Here is a 13,912-nt window from a genome sequence, read left to right as displayed (position 1 = left end):
CCAACACGTGCTTCCCGCCACCGACCTCAACCAACCCGAGGCCGCCGTCGCCTGGCTGCGCACGACGGTCGCCGTGCGCGAGCGCGCGGCCGAACTGCTGGCCCGCGCGCGCCGCGGCGAATCGGCCTTCTTCACCATCGGCGACGAGACGAGCCTGGACGATGCGGCGCGTGAAGTGGCCCAGGTCACCCAGGCGCGCTACGCGTGGCGGCCGATCCCGTACCACAGCCGCTGGCGGCATTTCGAGGCGGGCGGCGTCGACCGGGCGGCCGAACTCGATCATCTGCTGGGCGAACATGCGACGCCCCGCGAGAAGGCCAAGGCGCGCATCGATCTCGCCGTGGTGAGCGTGCTGCTGGATGCGGGCGCCGGTGCCGACTGGGCCTACCACGAGTCGGCGTCCGACCAGCGCTTCACCCGTTCCGAGGGCCTGGGCGTGGCCAGCTTCCATGCCTTCAAGGCCGGACTGTTTTCTTCTGACCCGGATCGCCCTTTGCAGGCCGATGCCGCCGGCCTGCGTGCCCTGGTGACCGACCGTCTGGCGCAAGCCTTCCAGGTGCGCAGCGACAACCCGCTGGTCGGCCTGGACGGCCGGGTCACGCTGCTGCGCCGCCTGGGTGAGGTGCTGGCCGAGCAGCCGGCCGTCTTCGGCACCGAGGTGCAGCGGCCCGGCGGGTTGTTCGACATGCTCATCGCGCCCGAAGGCGTGGCGGTCCCGCCCACCGCGACGGTGCAGGTGCACGCCATCCTCACGCTGCTGCTGGATTCGCTCTCGGCCATCTGGCCCTCGGCCAATTACCTGCATCGCCACCCCACCGCCCTGCCCGGCCCGGGCGAGCCGGCGCTGGCCCTGGGCGACTGCTGGGCGCACAGCGCGGTCGGCGGCGAGGGCCGCACCCACGGCTGGGTACCCTTCCACAAGCTGTCGCAGTGGCTCACCTATTCGCTGATCGAGCCCTTCGAGTGGGCGGGCGTGAAGGTCGAAGGACTGGACGCCCTCACCGCCCTGCCCGAGTACCGCAATGGCGGCCTGCTGCTGGACACCGGCGTGATCGTGCCGCGCGATGCGGCCCTGCTCGAACGCACTTGGCAGGTCGGCGACGAATTCATCGTCGAATGGCGCGCCCTGACCGTGGCACTGCTCGATGAGCTGGCACCCATCGTGCGTCGCCACGTCGGCCGCAGCGCCGAGGAGATGCCGCTGGCCTGCATCCTCGAAGGCGGCACCTGGGCGGCCGGCCGGGCCGTGGCCCAGCGCCTGCGCCATGGCCTGCCCCCGCTGCGCATCGAGAGCGACGGCACGGTGTTCTGAGCCCGCCTCCTCTACCATCGCACGCCTTCTGTTTTTGACAAGAACGATTCATGACGACGCCCAACGCTCACCTGGTCACCCATCCGCTCGTCCAGCACAAGCTCACGCTCATGCGCCGCAAGGACGCCTCGACCAACAGCTTCCGCCGCCTGCTCAACGAACTGGCCTCGCTGATGGCCTATGAGGTGACGCGGGACATCCCGACCTCGGAGATCGAGATCGAGACGCCGCTCGAAGTGACGCGCGGCCAGGTGATCGACGGCAAGAAGCTGGTGTTCGTGTCGATCCTGCGCGCCGGCACGGGCATCCTGGACGGCATGCTCAGCGTGGTGCCCGGGGCGCGCGTCGGCCACATCGGCCTGTACCGCGACCCCAAGACGCTCACGGCCGTCGAGTACTACTTCAAGATGCCCAGCGGCATGGACGAGCGCGACATCGTGGTGGTCGACCCGATGCTGGCCACCGGCAATTCGGCCGTGGCGGCGGTGGAGCGCCTGAAGGAGCTGTCGCCCAAGTCCATCAAGTTCGTCTGCCTGCTGACCTGCCCCGAAGGCCTGAAGACCATGTACGAGGCGCATCCGGATGTGCCGGTGTACACCGCGGCCATCGACCGGCAACTCAATGAGCATGGCTACATCCTGCCGGGTCTGGGCGACGCGGGCGACCGGATCTTCGGTACGAAGTAGAGCTCGCCCCCAGGCTGCGCGGGCTGGGGCCCGCTCCGCCAACCCCCTCCGGGGGCACACGCAGCGGCCCGGCAAAGCCGGTTCCGCGCGTGTTGCTGGCGTGGCCTGCTCCGCGGCCTTCTGTCTAAGTGCGGGGCGGCGTGTCGGGCGAAGCTGGTGTTCCTTGCCGCATGGGCGCCGGGTGGCCCGGTTGTCCTGGTCGTGCGAATCGCCCGCCGTGCCTGGCTGCAGCCCCGGCACCAATCCTGCTTGTCCAACACCCATCAACGAGGAGTGAGAAAGATGATCCAGCGCCGTCCCCTGATCCTGAGTGCCGCCGCCCTGGCGGGGCTTGTCGCGGTCGGGTTGCCGCAGTTCGCGTTCGCCCAGTCCAAGCTCAAGGTGGCCGCGGTCTACACCGTGCCCTTCGAGCAGCAATGGGTGGGCCGCATCCACAAGGCACTCAAGGCGGCCGAGGCCCGCGGCGAGATCGAGTACAAGGCCACCGAGAACGTGGCCAACGCCGACTACGAGCGCGTGCTGCGCGAATACGCCACCGCCGGCAACCAGCTGATCCTGGGCGAGGCCTTCGCCGTCGAGGCCGCGGCCCGCAAGGTGGCCAAGGACTTCCCCAAGACCATGTTCCTGATGGGCTCCTCCGGCAAGCCGCAGGCGCCCAACTTCAGCGTCTTCGACAACTACATCCAGGAGCCCGCCTACCTCACCGGCATGATCGCTGGCGGCATGACCAAGTCGAACAAGATCGGCATGGTCGGCGGCTTTCCCATTCCCGAGGTCAACCGGCTGATGAACGCCTTCATGGCCGGCGCCAAGGAAGTGAACCCCAAGGTGGAGTTCAGCGTGAGCTTCATCAACAGCTGGTTCGATCCGCCCAAGGCCAAGGAGGCCGCCTTCGCCATGATCGACAAGGGCGCGGACATCATGTACGCCGAGCGCTTCGGCGTGAGCGACGCGGCCAAGGAGCGCAAGGTGCTGGCCATCGGCAACGTGATCAACACGCAGCCCCAGTACCCCGACACGGTGGTGGTGTCGGCGCTGTGGAACATGGAGCCCTCCGTCGACCGCGCCATCAAGCTGGTCAAGGACGCCCAGTTCAAGGCCGAGGACTACGGCCCCTACTCGCAGATGCAATACAAGGGTTCCGAGCTCTCCCCGCTGGGCACCTTCGAAAAGAAGGTGCCGGCCGATCTGGTCGCCAAGGTCAAGGCGCGCGAGGCGGAGATCCTGTCGGGCAAGTACAGCGTCAAGATCGACGACCGCCAGCCCAAGTCGTCCAAGTGAGGCCCCTGGCCGCATGAACAGCTTCCGCCGATTCCTGCTGGCCCTGGCGGCCAGCGCCGCCCTCGCCGGCTGTGCCGGCATGGGGCCGCCCCCTGTTGCCGACACCCCGCGCATCGCGGTCATGTCGGCCTTCGAGCCTGAGCTGGTGCTGCTGCGCCAGAAGCTGCAGGACGCGCGCACCACGCGCATCAACGGTGTGGAGTTCCACACCGGCACGCTGCAGGGGCGGCCGGTGGTGCTGTTCCTGTCGGGCATCAGCATGACCAACGCCACCATGAACACGCAGCTGGCGCTGGACCGCTTCAAGGTCAGCCATGTGGTGTTCAGCGGCATCGCCGGGGGCGTCAATCCCAACCTGTCCATCGGGGACGTCACGGTGCCGGCCCAGTGGGGCCAGTACCTTGAAGTGCTGATGGCCAAGGAAGCCGCGCCCGGCCGCTACGAGAAGCCGCCCTTCATCCAGGACGCCACGCTGCCCAACTTCGGCATGATGTTTCCGCGGCCGGTGGAATTCCGCTCCGCGGCGCAGCCGCAGGTCACGCGGCGCTTCTGGTTCGAGGTGGACCCGGGCATGCTGGCCGCGGCGCGCACCATGAAGGTGGACCTGGCGGCCTGTGCGGCCGGCACCTGCCTCCGGCATGCGCCGCGCCTGGTGGTCGGCGGCAACGGCGTGTCGGGCCAGGCCTTCATGGACAACAAGGCCTTTCGCGAATACACCTTCGCCACTTTCCAGGCCAATGTGCTCGACATGGAGACGGCGGCGGTCGGCATGGTGGCCCATGCCAACGGCGTGCCCTACCTCGCCTTCCGCTCGCTCAGCGATCTGGCCGGCGGTGGCGAGGGCGCCAACGAAATGGGCACCTTCATGCGCCTAGCGGCCGACAACTCGGCGCAGGTGCTGCTGGCCTTCCTGGCGCAATGGAAGCCCTGAGCCCGGTGGGCGAAGCGGCCGGCGGCACGCCGGTGCTGCGGCTGGCGGGCATCACGAAGCGCTTCGGCCCGCTGGTGGCCAACGACGCGATCTCGCTCACCCTGCAGGCCGGCGAAGTGCTGGCGCTGCTGGGCGAGAACGGCGCCGGCAAGTCCACGCTGATGTCCATCCTGTTCGGCCATTACGTGGCCGACGAGGGGCGGATCGAGGCCTTCGGCCAGCCCCTGCCGCCCGGCCATCCGCAGGCGGCGCTGGCGGCGGGCATCGGCATGGTGCACCAGCACTTCACGCTGGCCGACAACCTCAGCGTGCTCGACAACATCGTGATGGGCAGCGAGCCGCTGTGGCAGCCTTTCACCCGCCGCGTGGCGGCGCGCGAGCGGCTGGAGGCGGTGGCACGGCGATTCGGCCTGCCGGTGTCGCCCGTTGCGCGCGTGGCCACGCTGTCGGTCGGCGAACGCCAGCGGGTGGAGATCCTCAAGGCGCTGTACCGCGGCGCCCGCATCCTGATCCTGGACGAGCCCACCGCCGTGCTCACGCCGCAGGAGAGCGAGGCGCTGTTCGACACGCTGGGCCAGATGGTGGCGCAGGGGCTGTCGATCATCTTCATCAGCCACAAGCTGGGCGAGGTGCTGCGCGTCTCGCACCGCGTCGCCGTGCTGCGCCAGGGCCGCCTGGTGGCCGAGGCCCGCGCCGCCGACACCACGCAGGCGCAGCTCGCGCAATGGATGGTGGGCCATGCGGTGGAGGCGCCGGTGCGGCAGCCCGCCTCCGGCGCTGGCGCCGAGGTGTGCGTGCTCGACGGCGTGAGCACCGAAGGTGGCGCCGGCGCGCTGCACGAGGTGTCTCTGACACTGCGCGCGGGGCAGATCACGGCGATTGCCGGCGTCTCCGGCAACGGACAGGTCGCGCTGGCCGAGCTGCTGTGCGGCACGCGCAAGGCGCGATCCGGTCGGGTCCATCTGCTCGGTGCGCCGCTCCTGGCACAGCCTGCTCGGCTGGTGGCGCAAGGTGTGGCACGCATCCCCGAAGACCGCCACGCCGTCGGCGTGGTCGGCGACCTGCCGGTGTGGGAGAACGCGGTGGCCGAGCGCCTGCGCACGGCCGCCTTCTCGCGCCGGCTGCTGCCCGGCCTTCGCTGGGTGCGCCGCGCGGCGGCACGCGCCCATGCGGCGCGCATCCAGCAGGCCTTCGACGTGCGCGGCGGCGGACTCGATGTGCCGGCCCGCTCGCTGTCGGGCGGCAACATGCAGAAGCTCATCCTCGGGCGCGCACTGACCGCGCCCGATGCGGGCTCCATGGCGGTGCCGCGGCTGATCGTTGCGCACCAGCCGACCTGGGGCCTGGACATCGGCGCCGTAGCCTATGTACAGCGGCAGTTGATCGCGGCGCGCGACGCGGGCGCGGCGGTGCTGCTGATCTCGGACGATCTCGACGAGGTGCTGGCCCTGGGTGATCAGGTCGCCGTGATGCACGGCGGCCACCTCACGCCCACGCGACCGGCCGAGGCCTGGACGCGCGAGGCCATCGGCCTGGCGATGGCCGGCGAAACGGAAAGGACGCCCGCATGACGATGCGGCTCGAACGACGCACCCAGCCCTCACGCACGGCGCTGGTGCTGGCGCCCGTGGGCGCAGTGGCCTTCACGTTGCTGGTCAGCGCCCTGCTGGTGCTGTGGGCCGGGGCACCGGTGGGCCGCACCTACGGGCTGCTGCTCTCCGGCGGCTTCGGCTCGGTCTTCGCCCTGAGCGAGACGCTGACGCGGGCCATTCCGCTGATCCTCACCGGCCTGTCGGCGGCGGTGGCCTTCCGGGCGCGGCTGTTCAACATCGGCGCCGAAGGCCAGCTCTATGCCGGCGCCTTGGCCGCCGTCGCCATCGGTGGGATGCATGACGGCACGGGCCTGGAATGGCCGGTGGCCGTGCTGCTGCCGCTGATGTTCCTGGTCGCCGCGCTGGCCGGCGCGCTGCTGCTCCTGGGCCCGGCGCTGATGAAGAGCCGACTGGGCGTGGACGAGGTGGTGACCACGCTGCTGCTCAACTTCATCGTGCTGCTGGCCGTCGGCGCCCTGCTCGACGGGCCGATGAAAGACCCGACGGCCATGGGCTGGCCGCAGAGCGTAGCGTTGCAGTCGGACCTGGAGCTGTCCAAGCTCATCCCGCAGACGCGGGTGCACAGCGGCCTGCTCTGCGCGCTGGTGCTGGCGGTGGGCGTGTGGCTGTTGTTCAAGCACACGGTGCTGGGTTTCGACATCCGCGCGCTGGGCGCCAATCCGCGTGCCGCCGCCTTCGCCGGCGTGCCGGTCACGCGCACCGTGGTGCTCACCGCCCTGCTCTCGGGTGCACTGGCCGGCTTGGCCGGTGCGGTCGAAGTGGCGGGCCGCACCAGCTATGTCACGCTCGACATGTCGCCCGGCTATGGCTACACCGGCATCGTGATCGCCATGCTCGCGGGCCTGCATCCGCTGGGCGTGGTGGCGGCTGCCGTGTTCGTGGCCGGCGTGCTGGTCGGCGCCGATTCGATGAGCCGCGCCGTGGGCGTGCCGACCTACATCGCCGATGTGATCGTGGCCGCCTCGCTGCTGTCGGTGCTGGTGGCGGCGCTGTTCACGCAGTTCCGGCTGAGGTGGTCGCGATGAGCGAGGTGTTCGACATCGTGGCGCAGGCTTCCTTCTGGGTGGCCCTGCTGCGCATCGCGACGCCACTCATCCTGGGCACGCTGGGCGTGCTGCTGTGCGAGCGGGCCGGCGTGCTCAACCTGGGGATCGAAGGGATCATGGTGGCCGGCGCCTTTGGGGGCTGGCTGGCGGTGTACGCCGGCGCGCCGCTGTGGATGGGCGTCGTGGTCGCCGCTCTGGTGGGCGCTGCCTTCGGCCTGCTGCATGCCTGGCTCACCGTGGGCCTGGCGCTGTCGCAGCATGTGTGCGGGCTGGGCATCACGCTGCTGGCGACCTCGCTGTCCTACTACGGCTACCGGGTGAGTTTTCCCAAGGTGAGCACGCCGCCGACCGTCACGCCCTTCGCGCCCATGGACTGGCTGCCGATCCCGGTGCTGAATGCGCAGACGCCGATGACGCTGCTGGCCCTGCTGCTCGTGCCGCTGGTCGGCTGGCTGCTCTACCGCACGCCGGCAGGCCTTGCGCTGCGCATGGTGGGCGAGAACCCGCAGGCTGCAGAAAGCCAGGGCGTGTCGGTGGCGGCCACGCGCACCGCCGCCATCGTGGCCGGTTCTGCCCTGATGGGTGTGGCGGGCAGCTTCCTCACGCTGTCGGCCTTCAACGCCTTCTTCTTCAACATGGTCAACGGCCGCGGCTGGATCTGCGTGGCGCTGGTGGTCTTCGCCTCGTGGCGGCCGGGCAAGGCGCTGCTGGGTGCGTTGCTCTTCGCCTTCTTCGATGCGCTGCAACTGCGGCTGCAGCAGGCCGGCGATGCCGCCCTGCCCTATCAGGTCTATCTGATGCTGCCTTATGCGCTGTCGATCCTGGCGCTGGTGCTCGTGGCGCGCAAGGCCAGCTATCCGCAGGCCCTGATGAAGCCCTATCGCAAGGGCGAGCGTTGATGAGTCCTTCGCCGCATGGGCGAGCGGCGGCGCGCCGTATGCTCGCTCCATGACCACGGCTGACGCACGGCGCACCGCCATCGACCCTGCCAGGCTCCAGGGCCCCCGCGTGCGCCTGCGGCCCTGGCGGCCCGAGGACCTGGCGCCTTTCGCCGCGATGAGCGCCGATGCGCAGACGATGGCCTGGTTCCTCTCGACCATGGACCGCGCCGCGAGCGATGCCATGGCGCAGCGCTGCCAGGCCCTGATCGATGCACAGGGCTGGGGCTTCTGGGCCGTGGAATTGGCGGCCGCCGGTGCCGACGGCCCCTTCATCGGCCTGTGCGGCCTGAACCAGCCGGCGTGGCCCCTGCCCTTCGCGCCTTGCGTCGAGATCGGCTGGCGGCTCGCACGGCCGTGGTGGGGCCGTGGCTTGGCCGCAGAGGCCGCAGCCCTGGCACTGCAGGTCGGCTTCGACGAACTCGGCCTGGACGAGATCGTCGCCTTCACGGCGGTCGCCAACCAGCGCAGCCGTACGCTGATGGCACGCCTGGGCATGACGCACGACGAGGAGGACGACTTCGACCATCCGGCCGTGCCGGCAGGCCATCCGCTGCAGCGGCACGTGCTCTACCGGCTCGCGCGGGGCGACAGGCCAGGGCAGTGGACGTGATACGGCTGATCCGGCGACGGCGGCGCCACGGGCGTGCACAACTCCACCAACACACCGTCGGCGTCGTGCACATAGGCGATGGTCTGGCCCCAGGGCATGGTCTGCGGCGCACGCACCAGCGACGCGCCAGCGGCCAAGGCGCGTTCGACGGCCGCCGGAACGTCCGTCGTCGTGAAGGCGATTTCGCCACTCGGTGCGGAAGGCTCGGCTGGCCGCGGCGACTTGCCCAGGCTGCGCATCAGCCCGAGCGAGGCGAAGGCCAGGGCCGTGCCGCCGGTGTCGAGCTCGCCGTAGTCGCCCTGGGGGCTGAGGAAGCGGCGGCGCTGAGCGAAAGCCCGCTCGTAGAAGTCGAGCGTGGCGGCCACGTCCTGGACGTAGAAGATGGCATAGGCAAACTGCATGGTCGAATGCTCCGGGTGAATGAGGGCAGGAAAGCCCGGCCAGAATAGGCAGCCCGCGCCGCGCTGTCTTGCATGAATCCGACAGCCGGGCCCACGCTGGCAAGCCGCTTGCGTCGCTTGTCCCGCCCCGTCTTCCGATCGTCCCATGCTCGACCTGCTCATCACCCACGCCACCCTGCCCGACGGCCGCACCGGCCAGTCCATCGCCGTCCAGGACGGCCGCATCGTCGAGGTGGCAACCGGCCTCGCTTCGCCGGCCCACGAGACGCTGGACGCCGGCGGCCTGCTGGTGGCGCCGCCCTTCTGCGATCCGCATTTCCACATGGACGCCACGCTCAGCTACGGCCTGCCGCGTGTCAACCAGAGCGGCACGCTGCTCGAAGGCATCGCGCTGTGGGGCGAGCTCAAGCCGCTGCTGACGGCCGAGGCGCTGATCGAACGCGCCCTCGCCTACTGCGACTGGGCGGCGGCCAAGGGCCTGCTGGCCATCCGCAGCCATGTGGACACCAGCGACCCCAGCCTGCTCGCCGTCGATGCGCTGCTGGAGGTCAGGCGCCGCGTGGCGCCCTACATCGACCTGCAGCTGGTGGCCTTTCCGCAGGACGGCGTGCTGCGCACCGCCGGCGGCGTCGACAGCCTGCGCCGCGCGCTGCGCAAGGGCGTGGACATCGTGGGCGGCATTCCGCATTTCGAGCGCACCATGGCCGACGGTGCGGAGAGCGTGCGCCTGCTGTGCGAGATCGCCGCCGAAGAAGGCAAGCTGGTCGACATGCACTGCGACGAGTCCGACGACCCGCTGTCGCGCCACATCGAGACGCTGGCCTTCCACGCGCAGCGCCTGGGGCTGCAGGGCCGCGTGACGGGCTCGCACTGCACCTCCATGCACAGCATGGACAACTACTACGTGAGCAAGTTGCTGCCACTGATCGCCGAGGCGGGCGTCAGCGTCATCGCCAACCCGCTGATCAACATCACGCTGCAGGGCCGGCACGACAGCTACCCCAAGCGCCGCGGCATGACCCGCGTGCCCGAGCTGATGGCGGCTGGCGTGAACGTCGCCTTCGGCCACGACTGCGTGATGGACCCGTGGTACGGCATGGGCTCGGGCGACATGCTGGAGGTGGCCCACATGGGCCTGCATGTGGCGCAGATGACCAGTCAAGCCGGCATCCAGCAGTGCTTCGAGGCCGTGACCGCGAATGCGGCGCGCCTCATGCACCTGCCGGGCTACGGCATCGCGGCAGGCTGCGATGCCAGCTTCGTGCTGCTGCAGGCGCGCGATCCGGTGGAGGCGATCCGGCTGCGCGCCACGCGGCTGGCGGTCTACCGCAAGGGCCGGCTGCTGGCGAAGTCGCCAGCGGCGACGTCCCAGCTGTTCGTCGAAGGACGCCCGGACACCACGGCCTTCATGCCCGCGCGAAGCTGAGCCGCGGCGCCGGGCCGGTACCGCGCGCGCGACGCCAGCGCCTCAGCGCTGGCCGTCGTTCACAGCCACGTTCTCCTTGAGCAACCCGCCCAGGCGCGAATGCACGCGCCCGCCGGTGCCCATCACCAGTGCGAACAGGATCTCTCGCGGGCGCGGGGCGTCCTGCATGCCGACCTCGATGCTGTTGAAGTGACTGCGGACGTAGGAGGCGTGGATGTAGTGCACCGGCACCATCAGGCGGTAGCCCGCCACGGCCACCGCCTTGTTGGCCGGCACCATGGCCTTGGGCTGGCCCAGCACCTCGCGCATCGCCCAGCCGCCGGCCTCGTGCCAGACGGCGCCATGCTCCATCTCGCCGTCGATGCCGACGATGGCGGCCTTGCTGTAGACCTCGACCTTGTCCTTGCCGCCCAGGGCATCCACAAGCTCCGTGGCCAGCTCGGTGCCCAGGGCGCGCAGCTCGGCCATGAAGGGCATCAGGTCGGCTTCGTAGCGGCCGGCATAGGGGTTCTGGATCACCGCGCAGGCGGCCGCCAGCTTCAGCGGCTGCGCGGGCGCCGGGCCGCCCTCGTGGTAGGTGGTCTCGATGGTGAGGCCGCGCTTGCGGATCTGGATGAGGGACATGGGAGTGCGCCCGAAGGCGAGGGAAAGACGTGACGCGGGCGCGGAGACGCCCCGCAGGAAGCCCGCCATGCTGCCACGGGGTGTGCCGCTACGCCACAGCTGTGCCATTGCGGCACACCGGGCGAACAAGGGCACGGCTGCGCGCCGGCGGGCGACTTGCAGCCAAGTGGCTGTCTTTGAAGGGTTTTTTTCCAGAAACACCCGCGCCGTCCGCGCTGGCACATGGCTTGCCCCACAAGCACACCGCCCACCCCGGCGCGGCAACCCAACCGGAGACAAGCACCATGGACATGGCAGACATCGCCCACCTCGGCGTGGCCAACCCCTTCAAGAAGCAGTACGGCAACTACATCGGCGGCCGCTGGGCGGCGCCGGTGGACGGGCAGTACTTCGAGAACGTCTCGCCCATCGACGGCCAGGTGTTCTGCGCCATCCCGCGCTCCAACGACAAGGACATCGAGGCCGCCCTGGACGCCGCCCATGCCGCCAAGAAGGCCTGGGGCCGCACCTCGGCCACCGATCGCGCCAACGTGCTGCTCAGGATCGCCGACCGCATGGAGGCCAACCTGCTGACCCTGGCCGTGGCCGAGACCATCGACAACGGCAAGCCGCTGCGCGAGACGTTGGCGGCCGACCTGCCGCTGGCCGTGGACCATTTCCGCTACTTCGCCAGCTGCGTGCGCGCCCAGGAAGGCAGCATCGCCGAGGTGGACCACGACACGATGGCCTACCACTTCCACGAGCCGCTGGGCGTCGTCGGCCAGATCATTCCGTGGAACTTCCCGCTGCTGATGGCCGCCTGGAAGCTGGCCCCGGCGCTGGCCGCCGGCAACTGCATCGTGCTCAAGCCCGCCGAGCAGACGCCCGCCTCGATCCTGGTGCTGATGGAACTCGTTGGCGACCTGCTGCCGCCGGGCGTGCTGAACGTGGTCAACGGCTTCGGCACCGAGGCCGGCAAGGCCCTGGCCACCAGCAAGCGCATCGCCAAGATCGCCTTCACCGGTTCGACGCCGGTGGGCAAGCTGATCATGCAGTACGCCAGCCAGAACCTGATCCCGGTCACGCTGGAGCTGGGCGGCAAGAGCCCCAACATCTTCTTCGAGGACGTGATGTCGGCCGACGACGGCTACTTCGACAAGGCGCTCGAAGGCTTTGCGATGTTCGCCCTCAACCAGGGCGAGGTCTGCACCTGCCCCAGCCGTGCGCTCATCCAGGAGTCGATCTACGACGCCTTCATGGAGCGAGCCCTCCAACGCGTCAAGGCCATCAAGCAGGGCAACCCGCTGGACAAGGCCACCATGATCGGCGCCCAGGCCTCGCAGGAGCAGCTGGACAAGATCCTGTCGTACATCGAGATCGGCCTGCAGGAAGGCGCGCAATGCCTGACCGGCGGCACGCGCAAGGCCTTCGATGGGGGCCTTGCCGGCGGGTACTACGTAGAGCCCACGGTCTTCAAGGGCCACAACAAGATGCGCATCTTCCAGGAGGAGATCTTCGGCCCGGTGCTGTCGGTCACCACCTTCAAGACCGAGGAAGAGGCGCTGGAGATCGCCAACGACACGCTCTTCGGCCTGGGCGCCGGTGTGTGGACGCGCGATGGCGCACGCGCCTTCCGCATGGGCCGCGGCATCGAGGCCGGCCGCGTGTGGACCAACTGCTACCACGCCTATCCCGCGCACGCGGCCTTCGGCGGCTACAAGCAGTCGGGCATCGGCCGCGAGACGCACAAGATGATGCTGGACCACTACCAGCAGACCAAGAACCTGCTGGTCAGCTACAGCCAGCAGCCCTTGGGCTTCTTTTGACATGGGTCATCCTGCCCCGCCCGGGGCAGGCCTAAGGTGACACCTGTCCACGCGGACGCCCCGTCCGCGTTCCCGGCCGCCCGTCGCCCGTCTACCGGGCCGATGCGGGCGGCTTCTTCTCTTCTTGTTGTGGAAGGAATCGAGCATGTCCCAGAAGACCATGAAAGCCGCGGTGGTCCGCGCCTTCGGCCAGCCGCTGACCATCGAGGAAGTCCCAATCCCCACGCCCGCCGACGATCAGATCCTGGTCAAGATCGAGGCTTCCGGCGTGTGCCACACCGACCTGCATGCCGCCGAGGGCGACTGGCCGGTCAAACCCAATCCGCCCTTCATCCCGGGGCATGAAGGCGTGGGCTTCGTGGCCGCCATCGGCCGCAACGTCAAGCATGTGAAGGAAGGCGACCGCGTGGGCGTGCCCTGGCTGCATTCGGCCTGCGGCTGCTGCACCCACTGCCTGGGTGGCTGGGAGACGCTGTGCGAATCGCAGAGCAACACCGGCTATTCGGTCAACGGCGGCTTTGCCGACTACGCGCTGGCCGATCCCAACTACGTCGGCCACCTGCCGAAGGAGGTCGGCTTCGTGGAGATCGCGCCCGTGCTCTGCGCGGGCGTGACCGTCTACAAGGGCCTGAAGGTGACCGACACGCGCCCGGGCGACTGGGTGGTCATCTCCGGCATCGGCGGCCTGGGCCACATGGCGGTGCAGTACGCCCGCGCGATGGGCCTGAACGTGGCGGCCGTGGACGTGGACGACGACAAGCTGGCCCTTGCCCGCACGCTGGGCGCCACGGTCACCGTCAATGCCTTGACCACCGACCCGGCCGCCTACCTGCAGAAGGAGATCGGCGGCGCACACGGGGCACTGGTGACGGCCGTCTCGCCCAAGGCCTTCGAGCAGGCCCTCGGCATGGTGCGGCGCGGCGGCACCGTTTCGCTCAACGGCCTGCCGCCGGGCGACTTTCCGCTACCCATCTTCGACATGGTGCTGCGCGGCGTGACGGTGCGCGGCTCCATCGTCGGCACGCGGCTGGACCTGCAGGAGGCGCTGGACTTTGCCGCGCGCGGCCAGGTGCATGCCACCGTGGCCACCGACAAGCTGGAGAACATCAATGACGTGTTCGCGCGCATGCACAAGGGCCAGATCCAGGGTCGCATCGTGCTCGACATGAACGCGTGATCCCCGCAGGCGCGCGGCGCCCCGACGCCGTGCGACTGCGGCCGATTCTTGATCAATCA

The 13,912-nt window shown here is 69.6% G+C and carries 13 protein-coding genes; 11 read left to right on the top strand and 2 right to left on the bottom strand.

Annotated elements, in window-relative coordinates; translation table 11 throughout:
* The first annotated feature begins 7 nt into the window (after positions 1-7).
* From KBC94_RS01850 to KBC94_RS01815, 8 genes are all read left to right on the top strand, one after another.
* Positions 8-1,312 carry a URC4/urg3 family protein gene (locus KBC94_RS01850; RefSeq protein ID WP_294365687.1) on the top strand — a complete coding sequence of 435 codons (1,305 nt, stop codon included), beginning with the start codon at positions 8-10 and terminating at the stop codon, positions 1,310-1,312.
* 50 nt (positions 1,313-1,362) lie between these two features.
* Complete coding sequence (upp, locus tag KBC94_RS01845; RefSeq protein WP_294365685.1) at positions 1,363-1,998, top strand: uracil phosphoribosyltransferase; 636 nt, start codon at positions 1,363-1,365, stop codon at positions 1,996-1,998.
* 282 nt (positions 1,999-2,280) lie between these two features.
* Complete coding sequence (locus tag KBC94_RS01840) at positions 2,281-3,279, top strand: BMP family protein (protein WP_234191901.1); 999 nt, start codon at positions 2,281-2,283, stop codon at positions 3,277-3,279.
* A 13-nt stretch (positions 3,280-3,292) separates the two neighbouring features.
* Positions 3,293-4,210: a 5'-methylthioadenosine/S-adenosylhomocysteine nucleosidase gene (locus KBC94_RS01835; RefSeq protein WP_294365683.1), complete on the top strand. Its 918-nt coding sequence runs from the start codon at positions 3,293-3,295 to the stop codon at positions 4,208-4,210.
* Positions 4,198-5,781 carry an ABC transporter ATP-binding protein gene (locus KBC94_RS01830; protein WP_294365681.1) on the top strand — a complete coding sequence of 528 codons (1,584 nt, stop codon included), beginning with the start codon at positions 4,198-4,200 and terminating at the stop codon, positions 5,779-5,781. The genes KBC94_RS01835 and KBC94_RS01830 overlap by 13 nt, the downstream gene beginning before the upstream one ends.
* Positions 5,782-5,783: 2 nt before the next feature.
* Positions 5,784-6,848 (top strand): ABC transporter permease, encoded by a 1,065-nt coding sequence (locus KBC94_RS01825; protein WP_294365972.1) that lies wholly within the window; start codon positions 5,784-5,786, stop codon positions 6,846-6,848.
* Positions 6,845-7,768, top strand: coding sequence for an ABC transporter permease (locus KBC94_RS01820; protein ID WP_294365680.1), 924 nt, complete (start codon positions 6,845-6,847; stop codon positions 7,766-7,768). Before KBC94_RS01825 ends, KBC94_RS01820 begins: the two co-directional genes overlap by 4 nt.
* A gap of 49 nt (positions 7,769-7,817) precedes the next feature.
* A complete protein-coding gene (locus KBC94_RS01815) occupies positions 7,818-8,420 on the top strand; it encodes a GNAT family N-acetyltransferase (protein WP_294365679.1) in 603 nt (200 codons plus the stop codon).
* Here KBC94_RS01815 and KBC94_RS01810 read toward each other — a convergent pair.
* Entirely contained in the window at positions 8,378-8,821 is a 444-nt protein-coding gene (locus KBC94_RS01810) for a VOC family protein (protein WP_294365678.1), read from the bottom strand. The two genes, KBC94_RS01815 and KBC94_RS01810, sit on opposite strands and share 43 nt — an antisense overlap.
* Positions 8,822-8,966: 145 nt before the next feature.
* On the opposite strand from KBC94_RS01810, the gene KBC94_RS01805 reads away from it, so the two are divergent.
* The gene (locus tag KBC94_RS01805) at positions 8,967-10,247 is read left to right on the top strand and encodes an amidohydrolase family protein (protein WP_294365676.1); all 1,281 of its coding nucleotides are present in this window, start codon (positions 8,967-8,969) and stop codon (positions 10,245-10,247) included.
* Positions 10,248-10,289: 42 nt separating this feature from the next.
* Here KBC94_RS01805 and KBC94_RS01800 read toward each other — a convergent pair whose 3' ends face one another.
* Complete coding sequence (locus KBC94_RS01800) at positions 10,290-10,871, bottom strand: amino acid synthesis family protein (protein ID WP_294365674.1); 582 nt, start codon at positions 10,869-10,871, stop codon at positions 10,290-10,292.
* A 284-nt stretch (positions 10,872-11,155) separates the two neighbouring features.
* On the opposite strand from KBC94_RS01800, the gene adh reads away from it, so the two are divergent.
* Together adh and adhP are read left to right on the top strand one after the other, a co-directional pair.
* A complete protein-coding gene (gene adh / locus KBC94_RS01795; protein WP_294365672.1) occupies positions 11,156-12,676 on the top strand; it encodes an aldehyde dehydrogenase in 1,521 nt (506 codons plus the stop codon).
* A 145-nt stretch (positions 12,677-12,821) separates the two neighbouring features.
* On the top strand, positions 12,822-13,853 hold the full coding sequence (gene adhP / locus KBC94_RS01790) for an alcohol dehydrogenase AdhP (RefSeq protein WP_294365670.1): 1,032 nt from the start codon (positions 12,822-12,824) through the stop codon (positions 13,851-13,853).
* Positions 13,854-13,912 lie beyond the last annotated feature (59 nt).

Origin of the sequence: Pseudacidovorax sp. (genome assembly GCF_017991995.1) — a bacterium.
Lineage (GTDB): Bacteria > Pseudomonadota > Gammaproteobacteria > Burkholderiales > Burkholderiaceae_C > Xenophilus.
This window is presented reverse-complemented; position numbering and strand designations above follow the sequence as displayed.

Excerpts from the sequence above, each read along its gene's own strand:
- KBC94_RS01810 (WP_294365678.1), bottom strand. The coding sequence starts at position 8,821 with ATGCAGTTTGCCTATGCCATCTTCTACGTCCAGGACGTGGCCGCCACG.
- KBC94_RS01820 (WP_294365680.1), top strand. The coding sequence starts at position 6,845 with ATGAGCGAGGTGTTCGACATCGTGGCGCAGGCTTCCTTCTGGGTGGCC.
- adh (WP_294365672.1), top strand. The coding sequence starts at position 11,156 with ATGGACATGGCAGACATCGCCCACCTCGGCGTGGCCAACCCCTTCAAG.
- KBC94_RS01825 (WP_294365972.1), top strand. The coding sequence starts at position 5,784 with ATGCGGCTCGAACGACGCACCCAGCCCTCACGCACGGCGCTGGTGCTG.
- KBC94_RS01805 (WP_294365676.1), top strand. The coding sequence starts at position 8,967 with ATGCTCGACCTGCTCATCACCCACGCCACCCTGCCCGACGGCCGCACC.
- adhP (WP_294365670.1), top strand. The coding sequence starts at position 12,822 with ATGTCCCAGAAGACCATGAAAGCCGCGGTGGTCCGCGCCTTCGGCCAG.
- KBC94_RS01815 (WP_294365679.1), top strand. The coding sequence starts at position 7,818 with ATGACCACGGCTGACGCACGGCGCACCGCCATCGACCCTGCCAGGCTC.
- upp (WP_294365685.1), top strand. The coding sequence starts at position 1,363 with ATGACGACGCCCAACGCTCACCTGGTCACCCATCCGCTCGTCCAGCAC.
- KBC94_RS01835 (WP_294365683.1), top strand. The coding sequence starts at position 3,293 with ATGAACAGCTTCCGCCGATTCCTGCTGGCCCTGGCGGCCAGCGCCGCC.
- KBC94_RS01840 (WP_234191901.1), top strand. The coding sequence starts at position 2,281 with ATGATCCAGCGCCGTCCCCTGATCCTGAGTGCCGCCGCCCTGGCGGGG.
- KBC94_RS01830 (WP_294365681.1), top strand. The coding sequence starts at position 4,198 with ATGGAAGCCCTGAGCCCGGTGGGCGAAGCGGCCGGCGGCACGCCGGTG.
- KBC94_RS01800 (WP_294365674.1), bottom strand. The coding sequence starts at position 10,871 with ATGTCCCTCATCCAGATCCGCAAGCGCGGCCTCACCATCGAGACCACC.